Here is a 13,065-nt window from a genome sequence, read left to right as displayed (position 1 = left end):
GTCACTGTTCGGCGGCTCGCGCCTCCGTGATGAGAGCGGATACGTTCGACCATGCGGGCTTCTCGGAGAAGTGGCTGCGCACAAACGTGACCAGGTCAGCAAGGTCGCCAGCGGAGAGCGATCCGCCGAACGCCGGCATGGAGTGGTCGAGAGCGTTCTGGGGCGGCTCGATGCCTTGGTCAATAATGTGGATCAGGTTTCTCGGGTCAGGCCCGCTAACGACGCTGCTTAGCGCCAAAGGCGCCGTGTTGGTGCCGGCGCGGTGGCAGTTCGCGCAGACGCGGGCGAAAGTCGCCGCGCCGCGTTCGGAGGCGGCATCCAGCGGCGAAGGTACCGGCGAAGACGGGCCGAAATCGACCTTCTCGGCGAAGGACTTGGCTGCCTTCGTCCGCGCGTCCACGTTGGTCTGATCCTGGAAGGAGAGGATATAGGTCGCGATGGCGTAGGCGTCGTCCTCCGAAAGAGAGCCGAGTCCATTGACCACGGGTGTCATGGTACCGGCGGCGATGCCATGATCGCCATCCCAACCATCCAGAAGAAAGTTGACCATAGCGTCGGCCGTCCAGGGTGCCGGCGCAGGCGAGGCCATGTTCAGCGCCGGCGCATGCCAACCTTCCAGCGTTTCGCCGGCAAAACGGGCGCTGCCACGGCGCTCGGCGCCGAAGATGTTGCGTGGAGTGTGACATGCGCCGCAATGGCCAATACCCTGAACGAGATAAGCGCCACGGTTCCATTGGTCGTCGCGTGCCGGGTCGGGCGTGTAGGCGCCTTGGCGCAGGAATAAGAAATTCCAGCCGGCGAGCAGGACGCGCACGTTGTATGGGAACGGCAGTACGTTCTTCGGTTTTGACGCACTGACCGGGGGAAGGGCCATCAAATATGCGTAGATCGCAGCGATGTCGTCGTCCTTGACTTTGGTGAAATGGTCGTAGGGGAAGGCAGGGTACAGATAGCGGCCGAAGCGATCTACGCCCTCCCTGAGCGCGCGGGTGAAGGCGGGCAGTGACCAAGCGCCTATGCCCGTATCGACGTCCGGCGTGATGTTTGTCGAGAGGATGCTGCCAAAGGGCGTCCTGATCTCGCGGCCGCCGGCGAGGGACTCACCCCCCTGCTTGGTATGGCAGACTGCGCAATCACCGATCGTGACGAGGCTAGCGCCCTTGTCGATCACGGTCTTGTCGAAGGCGTTGACGGCTAACGGTTTGATCGCATCAATCTCAGAATATCGGTCTACCCACGCGTAAAGGCCTACGATCACCACTGAGAGGGCAATAAGGGCCGAGATCAAATAACGCATGACGTCCACCCTTCACAACAATCCTCCATATCGACGCATCGACGGCAAAGGTTCCGTCGCAAAGTCCAGAATAGCCGCATGCGCGCTACTATTCGGCTTTCTTCACTAGGCGGGACAACATCATTCTAAAATGGGGTGACCTTCATGCAGCTGCGCCAATTATGGAAAATTTGTAACAAACCCACGCACAGGCGTGCCGGCCTTCTTTCGTTGCTGGTTGGAGAGGTCAGCCTTTCTTGACGGCCATCGCCGTCTTCACGCGATCAGGCGTCAACGGCAACGTGCGCAACCGCACGCCTGCTGCATCGAATATTGCATTCGTCACTGCCGCGGCAGTCGGCCCCTGACCAGCTTCCCCGGTGCCGAGGAACGGCATGCCCGGTTGATTGATCACCGCAACGTCTATGTTGGGCACTTCCTGGAAAGTGATAATCGGATAGCTCGCCCAATCGGCTGACAGGATCGCCGAATCGCTGAATCTAACTTCCTCCTTGAGCGTCCAACTCAATGACTGGATAACCGCTCCTTCCATCTGGTTGGCGATACCGTTCGGGTTGACGGCTTGACCGCTGTCGTCGGCAACCGACGCTCTCAGCACCTGCACTCGCCCGCTACGCGGGGTAACGCGAACCTCTATCGCAACCGCGGTCAACGCCGCGTAGTTCTTGTATCGCGCAAAAGCGATGCCGCGGCCCTGGTTTGGTTTACGCTCGTAGTTGCTCCAGCCGAACAGGTCGGCCGCCTTCGTCAGTACGGCCCGCGCCCGGTCGTCCTTGAGAAAGCGCAGTCGGTACTCGAGCGGGTCCACCTTCGCGTCATGCGCCAGCTCATCGATGAACGACTCCAACGCGAAGACGTTTGCATAGGCGCCGAGCGAGCGCGTAGACGACACGCGAATCGGCATCTCACTGACAAAATGCGTTGTCACGGTCTGCCCTGGAAAATCGTACAGCGGGATGGCGTTGCGGCCCGCGCCATAATTCGGGCCGGAGATATCTTTTGGCGTCGGCTGCTCGAACGGCGGATCAAGATAGCGCGCCGACAGGAGGTTGCCGGGGTGCCCACCCGGCCGCGTGGCGTGCGACGTGGACCATACGTCGGTTTCCCAATCGAGCACGTTGCCGTCGCCGTCCACGCCGGCCTTGACCTTGATGACCATCGCGGAACCGTAGGGCTCCCACTGGTGCTCCTGGGCGCGCGTGTACTGAAGTTTCACCGTCTTGCCAGGAACCGCAGTTGCTAATAACGCCGCGTCGGCCGCCGCATCATCGGCCATGTTGTGACCGTAGCAACCTGAACCCTGGGTGTGGATGCAGCGGACCTTGTCAGTATCCACCTTCAGCATCTTCGCGATCGCTTCCGCGGTCTGCCACACGCTTTGGCTGTGCGTGTGGATGGTCATCACACCGTCCGCGCCCAGTTGCGCGATAGCCGCCGACGTTCCAATAGAACCGTGCATGACATACGGCCGTTGAAAAGTCGCCTCGATCGTCTTGACGGGTGCGGCGCCGTCTGCGCGCTTCTGGTCGTGGATTATGTTAGGATTGCTCGGCGCCTTCAACAGCCAATCATAAATGCCTGCGTTCCCGATCATGTCGTTGGGAACGTCCCACTTCCCGGCGGTGCCGAGCGCGGCCGAGGCCGCCATGGCCTCGTCTTTCGTCTTGGCTATCACGCCAAGAAAGCTGCCATTGCGCACCACCTTGATCACGCCGGGCATCTTCTCGATCGGCCCTGTGTCGATACTTGTCAGCTTCGATCGGTAGTTGGGCGGGCGAGCGACCATACCGTAGACCACACCATCGGGGTGCATATCTTGAACGAAGGACTCGCCACCGGTCATCTTCGCCGGAATGTCTACGCGCGGCACTGAGGTACCTTCGATCGTGTATGTCGCCGGATCCTTCAGTATCGGCTTGTCGGTTGCGTTGACGTCCAGTGCCTTGCCGACAACGAGTTCCCAGTAGGTCGTGGTCTTGCCATTGGCGGCGGTGACGGTGCCGTCCTTGACCTTCATGGTTTCAGCTGGCTGACCGAGCTTTTCTGCTGCCAACCCAAGAAGGATGCCACGGACTTCGGCCGAAGCATGTTGGACAGCGGTCGCACCGTCAGGCATCGACGTCGAACCCGAGGTGACACCTTCGTCCGGGCAGAGTTTGGTGTCGCCGGCGATGATCTGCAAGCGGCTGAAATCGACGTCGAGCTCTTCGGCGCATACTTGCCCGATGGCGGTTCTGTTGCCTTGGCCGAATTCGACCTTACCGATCAACAGCGTGACTGTTCCGTCCGAGTTGATACGCAGCCAGGAGCTAAGCATCGGGTTATTCTTCATGTCATGCGGAAGACCCGGTCCACCAGCAATACCCAAGGCCTCCGGCGCCTGCTGACCGAACAAATTCGACGGCATGGCAAAGGTCAAAGTAAGGAAGCCAGTCGTTGCGAGAAGCTCGCGCCGGGTCATTTTTTTAAGCATGGTGTTCATGATTGGCCTCCCTATTCCGTCGCGCGCAATACGGCGCGGATGATCCGCGTATGCGTCCCACAGCGGCAGAGGTTGCCGTTCAGCGCGGCGCGTACATCTGCTTCGGTCGGCTTGGGATTGCGATCGATGAGTGCTTGGGCGGTCATGATCATCCCCGATAGGCAATAGCCGCATTGCGCCGCCTGCTCGTCAATGAACGCCTGCTGCAGCTTGCTTGCCTTGCCGTTCTCCATGAGGCCGGAAAGCGTGGTGACCGACCGTCCCCCGGCGCTGCTGGCCTTGGTCTGACAGGAACGGACGACCTCAGCGTCAATCATCACGTCGCACGCTCCGCATTGTGACAATCCACAGCCGAATTTCAGGCCGTGTTGCTTCAAATCGTCTGTGAGCACCCATAACAACGTCGCATCGTCTGGCGCGTCCGCGGTGACATCTTGACCGTTGAGTTGAAAATTTAACATCTTCGCATCTCCAGGATCGTGGCGTCCGTATGGTAGTATTTATTCGACTATCTTATCAGTTGTAGGCAGTGAGAAGCAGGAGATCGGAAAATGCCGGACGATGTCGCTATTTTTTCCAATCAGCAGCAGCGGCTCAACCAGGCTTATGTGTGTGCAATCTACGAACGTGCTATGAGTGCATAGCCTCCCGCATTATCTGTATAAAAATCGACGACGCATCTGACGTTTTGACTGGCAAACTCCGTAAAAGCCTACCGACCGCGATAGCTATTTGGCAAACGAATAGAAATGTTATTTAAGTGCACTTTTTGTGCTGCCACATTGGGTATGTGGATATCGAACTTCACGAGGTGATCAGGCAGCGGTAGATTTCCTCGTTGAGCGTTCGAGTCATGTCGCCGGGCGGTGATTGTTTGCCCCTTGGCGAGCAGGCAGAGAGATTGGCCTCGGCGGTGTGCGACGAGGTCGACATGCTCGCCGGAGACAGCCAGTTCGATACCTTTTGAGGCGATGCGTTTGTCGTCCGCGCACTACAACGGCGGCTTCCACGAAACAGCTTTGCCTGGACGGCCGCATCCCCATGTCACTGGCAGCCTCTGGCATCTGGTCCGTTCGCGCCCGTTCGGCACGTCCGGCCGCTAGATCCGGCACCGACGACCTCTTCTCTCTCGTCGATATGATCTCCCCTGTCTCGTCATGGGCAACATGAAGCAAGTATTGAGACGAGCGTCGGGCCGAGCCAACCTTCGCCCACGAAACCGACCGACGGCGCGCTTGGCGAATTTTTGGAAGCCTAAATATGGGTGCTATCTATCTGACAAATGATTTTGATTGACCTTTGAACGCAATTTTTATGTTATACCGCATATGGACATCGAGCTCGCTCGCACTTTTATCGAGATTGTTTCCAGCGGAAGCTTCATCCGGGCGTCGGAACGTTTGAATGTTGCTCAGACGACCGTGAGCGCACGAATTCGCACCCTTGAGCAACAACTAGGTCGACCGCTTTTCGTCCGGCATAAAGGCGGAGCTTCGCTCACCCCTGCCGGCGAACAATTCCTGCGCCACGCTCCGATGTTCGTCCAGCTATGGCAGCGCACCCTTCATCAGGTTGCTGTCCCGCCAGGCCGTCGCGCCGTTCTGACTGTCGGCAGCGAAGTCAGTCTTGCTCAACCTCTTCTGCTCGACTGGGTTCGATGTATGCGTCGATCCCTTCCGGATATTGCACTTCGGGTACACGTCGATGTGCCGCAGGATTTGATCAATCAAGTCGCGTCGGGAATGGTCGACATCGCCATCATGTACGCGCCCCCGCACAGACCGGGTTTGAAGATCGATCTGGTTCTTGAGGAAAAACTCGTCCTCGTAACTACCAATTCAGAAGCGCACCTCCTGGACGGATCCGATTATGTTTATATGGATTGGGGGCCAGACTTTACGCTTCACCATGGGATGAATTTCCCGAGTGCTGCGCCGGATCTTTCTTTCGACCTCGGTCCGCTCGCACTCAACTATGTACTTGCGGCCGGCGGTTCCGGCTATTTCAGGCTGAGCGAGGCGCGGTCTCACATTGCGGCCGGGCGCCTCCACCTCGTACCTGAAATGCCGCAGTTCTCCTACCCGGTCTATGCGGTGCAATCTGCTAACGCCGATGAAGCCGTAGCGGTCCCTGCCTTGGCAGGATTGCATGCCGTCGCGAGCGGCGACGTCAAACTATAGGAATTCTGGTACGACGTTCAGGGATTCGGTTGGATTGACGGGAACAAAAGATCAACTGTCGTTCCAACCCCGGGTTCGCTTGCAATGCTAACGTGGCCACCAACCATTTGCACGAATGCACGTACCTGCGACAGCCCTATTCCGGTACCTTTCTCACCCTTCGTCGTAAAGTAGTGAGTGAACACCTTTCGCAAGACTTCTTCAGGCATGCCGCAACCGGGGTCCTTGACGCGAACGCGCGCATAGCTTCCCGGCCCGGGCGGATCAGGTGATGCCGTCGTCTGCACCAATCGCCCGGTAATGACTCGGATCTCGCCGCCATTTGGCATGGCATCGCGCGCATTGATGACGAGATTAAGCACTGCTGCGTCGAAAAATGCCGGATCGATCAGGCACGCCGGGACATCGGAACCTAGTTCGAGCTTAACGCGGACATCTGGCCCGCCACCATATCTCAAGAAAGGTTCAAAACTCCTGAGAAATTCATTCATGTCGCCAGTGTGGGCATCGAGTTCCTGATGCTTTGCAAAGGCGAGCAGTAGCGACGTCAATTCGACCCCTCGATCGATCCCTTCCCGCGCTGCCGCAATATAGGCACGCACGCTTTCGGGTTCGTCTGCTCTCCGCTCGGCGAGCCCGAGTCCGGATTCGATTACTGTCAGGAGATTTCTGAAATCATGGGCTATACCGCCTGTCATTTCGCCCAGCGCGGCAAGCCGGTGCGTTGCGCGCTCGCGTTGCTCGGCTGCAGTTCGGACGTCGAGAGGCGTGTCCGGTACCTGGGTGCGCGCGTCGCGTTCCGACTGAGATGGTGGTTGAGTTTCACACGGAAACACGCAGCCTGTCATGAAAGTCGCCCCTACAGATCACTGACGACGCCCAAGAAGCTCGCGCTCTCATTCGTATCGTCTTATTCGGTCCATTTGTTGCCAAGGTCGTTCAGCTCATGCGCATGATCTAAGCGCGCCGGACGATCTCTTTCATCATGATGTCTTCGATGGTCGGAAACGCCTTGAGGGCCTCCTCCGGTAGGTCGCCATTCGCTCCGACCAGTTGAGGCCAGCCATGAGCCTCGGGTTCGCCGACGATAATACGGCCGACCATTCCAGCATGCTCATGAGGGATGCAATAATAATCGTAGACCCCTTGCTCGGTGAAGGTAACCGAAAAGCTCTCGTTGGGCAGGAGATAGTCGGAATCCCACGGCTTTGCGGCCTTGGGCATACGGAGCGATCGCTCGAAGTTTGCCGGATTATACGCCGTCGTCGTGTGCGAATTGCCAGGATTGAGATTGGTCCAGCGGATTGTCTGTCCTGGTTTGATCAGAATGCCGATCGGGTCGAACCAGACGTGTGAGCCGTCGTCGCGCCCTTGCATCCTGATGTCCACCACCTCGCTGGCCCACGCGGTCAATGGGAACAGGGAAAGGGCGGCGGCAAGACCGCCGCCCGCGCCCAGCATCTCACGACGCGTGAGTGTCATTTGGCAACCCGCGCTTCGTCGGCGACCGAGACATGCCACAGCACGACGTGGGCATGCGGGACTTCGACGCCTGGATGGCCGGCATTGTAGTAGACGTCGACATGGTCGACATTTCCGCCCGGTGCCGCGAGATTGTCAAAACGCTTGTCCGGGTTGAGATCCTTGATTGGCAACATGTAGATCGAGCTGACAAGCTTGCCATCGTGATCATAAGCAAGGAACGGACCGGCCGGCAGTGTCGCGGGATCGACGAAGAGCTGGCCCATGCCCGGTAGGAAGTCAGGCAGCTTCACTAGCTTGCTTACCTGTTGGTAAGGCGCTGCCGGCGGCGATTTGGCGACATCAGCTGCCGCCATGGCGCAAAGCGAACTGGCCATTGTCACGACAAGTGCGAGGGCGAGCTTTTTCATAGGGGTATCTCCTTATTGAATTCAAAAGCCGCGATGGCCGATTTGGGAGACCGAGATGTGATTTTGCTGTTGATACGGCCTGTTCGCGCCGCCAGTAAGTAGGAGGCCCTTATGTTCGTCAAACGAAATTAACTGGCATTTCAGTGCACTATTTCTGCATGCCCGTGCGTTTTGTTTGGTATCTTTTAGATCCGGTTCGAGACCGATGAATCCTGTTCCCGCACTTTTGGACAGGTTCGGGAACGCGCGTTGGCAGGATGTCGTTTGCCAGCAAGCCGCCACAAGGCAAGCCGGATTGCACGCCCCGTCACGGCCGCCTTTTGTTCGTTCGAACCTTGACACAGTTCGCGGTGGGGCCGGAATTCCCTGCCCCGCGCTGTTTGCTTGATTTCGAAAAACCTTTCACTACATTTGAATTGTCATGAATAGTTCCACGCTCCATTTCCGGCGAGAGCCGCAGCGCCTCAAAGCAGGCCTCTAGCCCGGACGCGGAAAGACCCTGGCTTTGCGTCCGGGACAGCCAGATCCCAATTCAGTCCAAAGTGAACATTGCCTTGCGTGGGCAATGTGGCCGAACGCTCGTTCGCAATCGCGTTTGGATCAGCTTAGAGGCGACCGTGATGATCCCCCCCCTCTTGTCAGAAGAAGACATTTCGCTTGACCTCGCCACAAAGGGAAAGCATTCGGCCTTGTCGAGGATCGCCGTCAGGATTGCACGGAGATCCGGGCTGGACGAGCAGATGGTTCTCCGTAGTCTTCTGCACCGCGAGTTCCTCGGCTCGACGGGTATCGGCCGCGGCGTGGCGATCCCGCACGCTTTGTTCGACATGATCTCTTCGCCTGTCGCGTCTTTCACACGACTGGCTCCGCCTATCGATTTCAACGGACCAGACGACGATCCCGTCGATATCGTTTACACGTTGCTCTGGCCGCGCTCCGCCGCTTCCGCCTTCCTTCCCGCTCTTTCACAGGTGTGCCGGGTGCTTCGGGCACCTCGGACTCGAGAGGGACTGCGAGAGGCACAGTCAGCCGGTGAGCTGATGGCGATACTCGATGCTGACCTGCGTCCGGCGATTTCCACCAATTCGCACACTTACCAGGCCGGGCTTCATGCCTAGGCAGTTGAGCAATGCCTAGACGCATTAGTTGCGGACGTACGCCGCTGGCATTGTGTGCTGGCGTCAACCGTCACAACGGGCCTTTCTGTCTCCGCTTCTGTCTGGGCGTGAAAGCGTTCAACAGACAGTAAGAGTGCCAATTACGACGTAGCCTCCCGGTTGATCGTGACTCCTTCGGCAACGAGCTAGATCTCTCGCAGGCGCGAAAGAGAGGCACTCGCGAAGGCCCGCCCGGCCGTCCTGGCAATCACGATCCTTTCGCCGAGTGTAGCACCAACAGCACGTCCAGCAGAAAACCTACCTTGCAATTGCATTCCCGTTTTATGGCTGTCTTCTCTAAAACATAGATTGACAATATATCTTTTAGCGGGGATGCTGGCTGGAATTCACAGGCTGAGACATCATAGGAATGCAAATCCATCGATCATCATCCCATGACACGGCTGCAAGGTTGCCCATTTTCGCTGCTAGCGTCGAGGAAGTCGCTCACATCGGCTATCGGGTCATCAGCCGTACAAAGCTGGCCGTACAGTCCGTTGCCTCGATCTCGCGTGGAATTCACAACGTCGAGGTTTATCCGGCATGTGAACCGTCATCGACCCGGCAGATGGTGGACGACGATATTAAACGGCGGCTTGGCCGTGCGAAAAACGGAGCGGGCGGATGACTGGGAATGGTCCAAGCGCGAGAACGATTGTCATCGACGGCGTTCCGTTGCCTGAAGTGCTCGACGAGGCCATGATCCACGGTGTGGTTCACGGTTTCTACGATGAAATTCGCAGCGATGAGCTGCTCGGCCCCATCTTCCAAAGCAGGATCGATCCGGACGAATGGCCGCGCCATCTGGCGAAGATGTGCGATTTCTGGTCAGCGACAATGCTGCGAACATCACGATATGAAGGGCGGCCATTGCCGCCACATCTGGCGATCCCCGGCCTTGGCGAGACACATTTCCGGCGTTGGCTGAAGCTGTTTCGCGCAACGGTGCGCCGCATCTGCCCGCCCAAGGTCGCAGCGCTGTTCATGGATCGCGCGCTGCGCATCGCTCACAGTTTTCGCCTTGCGGTCGCTTTCAACCGCGGCGAGACCACGATTGGCATCGAACCGATCACCGAAGAAGGGCTGTAATGCCAGACTGGCTTCTGATCGGTTCCTGTAACAGCACGACGATCATTGGAGGAGCCATCCATGCGGTTGACCAACTTTTCGGATTATGCGTTGAGAATGCTGATGTATGCGGCCGCATCGGGCGGTCGTCTCATCACGATCGAGGAAGCTTCGCGCGTCTTTAACGTGTCGAGGACGCACCTCAACAAGGTTGCCAATGCTCTGACGCGCAGCGGCTACCTAAAGGCCATCCGCGGTCGCTCCGGCGGCTTGGTTCTCGGGCGTCAGCCCGAAATGATTCGCATCGGCGACGTCATACGGCTGACCGAGCCGGATTTCGCGCTCGTAGAGTGCTTCGCCACCGGAAACCAATGCGTGCTCACTCGCTGTTGCAAGCTTTCGGGCATGTTTGGCGAAGCGATGGCCTCTTTCCAGAACACCCTTGACGGCTACACGCTGGCCGACGTCACGCTGATGCCTGAGGACTTCCTTGGCGGGCCGCTGCCTGGTCGCAACGGCGCGCAGCGGGGCAGCGGATAAGGCTCTGTCTTTTTCTGTCGCTGGAGACAGAGCGACTGTGACGCGAAGAATGAAGAGCACCACCATCTCGTCTCCGATTTGGAGACAGCCGCCACGGTCGGTGCATCGACGACGTGCTTTTCCTCGGATGGAGACGAGTCATGATTGACCAAAAGAAGAACGAAAAGCAGGTAATCAAGCAGTTTGAGTCTGGAATCGACCAGGACAACAGTTTGCTGCCGATGCTGATCGCCGGTCTTGTCTTGATAGTTGTCGGCGCGATCGTGGTTATGATGTTTGTCTAGTTTCGGGACGAGGCAGCGAAAGGTTCGACCGACAGACCGCCCTACCCTCTTTGACTGCCGTGTGGGGTGCAACATCCCCGATGCGATGCCTCCGGAAGCCAGAAACGAACGGGTCTGAAATGCAATTGAGCCCGATTGGTTACTACAGCGACTTCGTTGTTTACCCGCTCTTGATAGCAGCCCTCGCAGCCAGCGGTCTGGCTGAAGCCGGGCTGAGCGGCGCGGCCTGGTGGATCGTCACTTGCGGAAGCTTTGTTGCATTGTGGACCCTGATTGAATACTGGCTTCACCGGGCGGTCTTACATCACGTTCCTTTGATCAGGGATTTACACCATGATCACCATGTCAACGAGACCGCGTCGCGGGGCACGCCTTCGTGGCTGAGCCTTTCGGCTCATGGACTACTGGTGTTCTTGCCAATATGGCTCGTCACAAATTTCGGAATGGCCAGCGCCGTTTCTAGCGGCTTGATGATCGGTTATTTGTGGTACGTATGCATCCACCACATCCTTCATCATTGGCACCCCCCGCATGCAGGCTATGTCTACAGGCTTAAGCAAAGACATGCTCTGCACCACCACATCGACGGCGACGGAAACTTCGGCGTGACCACTGGGCTTTGGGACAGGTTGTTTGGCACCGCCACACCCAAGCAGGCAGCCAGACGGTCAGAAACCCGAGGTCCTCCATTGTGACCGAAAGCTGCAGCAGTTGTTGCTTGAAGGAGATGAAACATGAAGGTCCAAGCAGTAATGACATCACCAGCTGTTGGTATTGAGCCATCCGCGTCGATCGCCGATAAGGCAAGGTTGATGCTCTCAAAGAAGATCAGCGGCCTCCCAGTCATTCGCAGCGATGGCCCGCTGGTGGGAATTGTCAGCGAAGGCGATTTTCTCCGCCGGGGAGAACTGGTACGAAACGCAAGCGCTGGCGTTGGCTTGAATTTCTTGTCAGTCCCGGAAAAGTCGCTGATGAATATGTTCACGCCAACGGACAGCGGGTCGACGAGGTGATGTCCGACAGTGTCGTCACGACGGCTCGCGAAGCATCGTTCGTAGAAGCCGTCGAACTCATGGCCCGCCACAATGTCAAACGCCTCCCGGTGGTGGAAGACGGGAAAGTTGCCGGCATAATCGCTCGCTCGGATCTTCTGCGTGCATTGCTTCGAGTCCTTCCAATGCAGGGTTCGACGGACGTCGGAGACGAACAGATCCGCCAGAATACACTCGCAGAACTTGAGAGCCAAACGTGGGCCCGTAACAGCCTGATTCACGTGAACGTAGACAAGGGCGTCGCGGAACTGAGCGGACCGATCTTTGACGAACGTAAGCGCCAGGCCGCGCTTGTCGCAGCCGCCTCGAACAGGTCGCGGCGATGGAAGTTGGCATCGCTGCCTGCAACGTCCGCCGCCTCGGCGTTGTTGAAGAACGCCATGCCCTGGCTGGTATGGAAATGATATTTGACCCAGAATTTCTTGCCCTTGGCATTGATCCACATGTAGGTGTGGGAGCCATAGCCGTTCATGTGGCGCCAGGTGCGCGGTAGCCGCGTTCCCCCATCAGATAGGTGACCTGATGGGCGGTTTCGGGGTTGCTGGTCCAGAAATCCCACTGCATGTGGTTGTCGCGTAAGCCTGAGTCGGGAAGGCGCTTCTGGCTGTGGATGAAATGGGGGAACTTCATCGGATCGCGCACGAAGAACACTGGCGTATTGTTGCCGACGAGGTCGTAATTGCCTTCGTCGGTATAGAATTTCAGCGAGAACCCACGCACGTCGCGCCAGGTGTCGGGGCTTCCTGACTCGCCGGCCACAGTCGAGAACCGGGCGAGCATGTCGGTATTCGCGCCGCTCTGGAACAACGATGCTTGGTGAACGCGGACATATCCTCCGTGCCTTCAAACGTGCCGAACGCGCCTGCTCCCTTGGCGTGAGGCTGCCGTTCTGGAACCTTCTCCCTGTTGAAATGCGCCATCTGTTCCAGAAAATGTACGTCGTGCAGCAGAAGAGGATCCTTCGATCCGATTGACAGGGAGTTCCGATCACTTGGCGCTGGTGCACCACTACTCATGGTGGACCCGGTGCTCTCCTTCTTATCCAAGCCGCTCATATCGTCATTCCTTTCCGGACCGCCTCCGGCTCGTCTCCAAAATATCTTGATCTTTGCG

Annotated in this window: 14 protein-coding genes and 1 pseudogene; 8 read left to right on the top strand and 7 right to left on the bottom strand. The window is 57.9% G+C overall.

The window, feature by feature from the left end:
- Nucleotide 1: 1 nt before the first annotated feature.
- From NR193_RS24840 to NR193_RS24830, 3 genes are all read right to left on the bottom strand, one after another.
- The gene (locus NR193_RS24840) at nt 2–1,297 is read right to left on the bottom strand and encodes a cytochrome c (protein ID WP_256753390.1); all 1,296 of its coding nucleotides are present in this window, start codon (nt 1,295–1,297) and stop codon (nt 2–4) included.
- A 226-nt stretch (nt 1,298–1,523) separates the two neighbouring features.
- Nucleotides 1,524–3,779 (bottom strand): molybdopterin cofactor-binding domain-containing protein, encoded by a 2,256-nt coding sequence (locus tag NR193_RS24835; protein ID WP_256753389.1) that lies wholly within the window; start codon nt 3,777–3,779, stop codon nt 1,524–1,526.
- Nucleotides 3,780–3,790: 11 nt separating this feature from the next.
- Nucleotides 3,791–4,240, bottom strand: a complete 450-nt coding sequence (locus tag NR193_RS24830; RefSeq protein ID WP_256753388.1) for a (2Fe-2S)-binding protein — start codon at nt 4,238–4,240, stop codon at nt 3,791–3,793.
- A gap of 831 nt (nt 4,241–5,071) precedes the next feature.
- On the opposite strand from NR193_RS24830, the gene NR193_RS24825 reads away from it, so the two are divergent.
- Complete coding sequence (locus NR193_RS24825; protein ID WP_256753387.1) at nt 5,072–5,959, top strand: LysR family transcriptional regulator; 888 nt, start codon at nt 5,072–5,074, stop codon at nt 5,957–5,959.
- Nucleotides 5,960–5,976: 17 nt separating this feature from the next.
- On the opposite strand, the gene NR193_RS24820 is transcribed toward NR193_RS24825, so the two are convergent.
- The 3 genes from NR193_RS24820 to NR193_RS24810 all read right to left on the bottom strand — a co-directional run bounded on the left by NR193_RS24820 (nt 5,977) and on the right by NR193_RS24810 (nt 7,851).
- Nucleotides 5,977–6,807, bottom strand: a complete 831-nt coding sequence (locus tag NR193_RS24820; protein WP_256753386.1) for an ATP-binding protein — start codon at nt 6,805–6,807, stop codon at nt 5,977–5,979.
- A gap of 109 nt (nt 6,808–6,916) precedes the next feature.
- Nucleotides 6,917–7,441, bottom strand: a complete 525-nt coding sequence (locus tag NR193_RS24815; protein ID WP_256753385.1) for a plastocyanin/azurin family copper-binding protein — start codon at nt 7,439–7,441, stop codon at nt 6,917–6,919.
- Nucleotides 7,438–7,851, bottom strand: a complete 414-nt coding sequence (locus tag NR193_RS24810; RefSeq protein ID WP_256753384.1) for a DUF5602 domain-containing protein — start codon at nt 7,849–7,851, stop codon at nt 7,438–7,440. The genes NR193_RS24815 and NR193_RS24810 overlap by 4 nt, the downstream gene beginning before the upstream one ends.
- A gap of 620 nt (nt 7,852–8,471) precedes the next feature.
- Between NR193_RS24810 and NR193_RS24805 the strand changes: the two genes are divergently transcribed.
- The 7 genes from NR193_RS24805 to NR193_RS24775 all read left to right on the top strand — a co-directional run bounded on the left by NR193_RS24805 (nt 8,472) and on the right by NR193_RS24775 (nt 12,356).
- A complete protein-coding gene (locus tag NR193_RS24805) occupies nt 8,472–8,969 on the top strand; it encodes a PTS sugar transporter subunit IIA (protein ID WP_256753383.1) in 498 nt (165 codons plus the stop codon).
- A gap of 663 nt (nt 8,970–9,632) precedes the next feature.
- On the top strand, nt 9,633–10,097 hold the full coding sequence (locus NR193_RS24800) for a group III truncated hemoglobin (RefSeq protein WP_256753382.1): 465 nt from the start codon (nt 9,633–9,635) through the stop codon (nt 10,095–10,097).
- A 60-nt stretch (nt 10,098–10,157) separates the two neighbouring features.
- Nucleotides 10,158–10,616 carry an Rrf2 family transcriptional regulator gene (locus NR193_RS24795; protein ID WP_256753381.1) on the top strand — a complete coding sequence of 153 codons (459 nt, stop codon included), beginning with the start codon at nt 10,158–10,160 and terminating at the stop codon, nt 10,614–10,616.
- Nucleotides 10,617–10,756: 140 nt separating this feature from the next.
- A complete protein-coding gene (locus tag NR193_RS24790; protein WP_256753380.1) occupies nt 10,757–10,900 on the top strand; it encodes a hypothetical protein in 144 nt (47 codons plus the stop codon).
- Between the two features lie 119 nt (nt 10,901–11,019).
- Nucleotides 11,020–11,595 (top strand): sterol desaturase family protein, encoded by a 576-nt coding sequence (locus tag NR193_RS24785; RefSeq protein ID WP_256753379.1) that lies wholly within the window; start codon nt 11,020–11,022, stop codon nt 11,593–11,595.
- 39 nt (nt 11,596–11,634) lie between these two features.
- The gene (locus NR193_RS24780; protein WP_256753378.1) at nt 11,635–11,913 is read left to right on the top strand and encodes a CBS domain-containing protein; all 279 of its coding nucleotides are present in this window, start codon (nt 11,635–11,637) and stop codon (nt 11,911–11,913) included.
- Nucleotides 11,913–12,356: a CBS domain-containing protein gene (locus NR193_RS24775; RefSeq protein WP_256753377.1), complete on the top strand. Its 444-nt coding sequence runs from the start codon at nt 11,913–11,915 to the stop codon at nt 12,354–12,356. The genes NR193_RS24780 and NR193_RS24775 overlap by 1 nt, the downstream gene beginning before the upstream one ends.
- Here NR193_RS24775 and NR193_RS24770 read toward each other — a convergent pair.
- Nucleotides 12,305–12,968 (bottom strand): annotated as a pseudogene (locus NR193_RS24770) (catalase); the annotation flags it as partial. The gene NR193_RS24775 and the pseudogene NR193_RS24770 sit on opposite strands and share 52 nt — an antisense overlap.
- Between the last annotated feature and the right edge of the window lie 97 nt (nt 12,969–13,065).

It is taken from the genome of Mesorhizobium sp. Mes31, from assembly GCF_024519675.1.
Taxonomy (GTDB): Bacteria; Pseudomonadota; Alphaproteobacteria; order Rhizobiales; family Rhizobiaceae; genus Mesorhizobium.
Note: the sequence above shows the minus strand (reverse complement) of the source record. Positions and strands in the feature narration are given on the sequence as shown.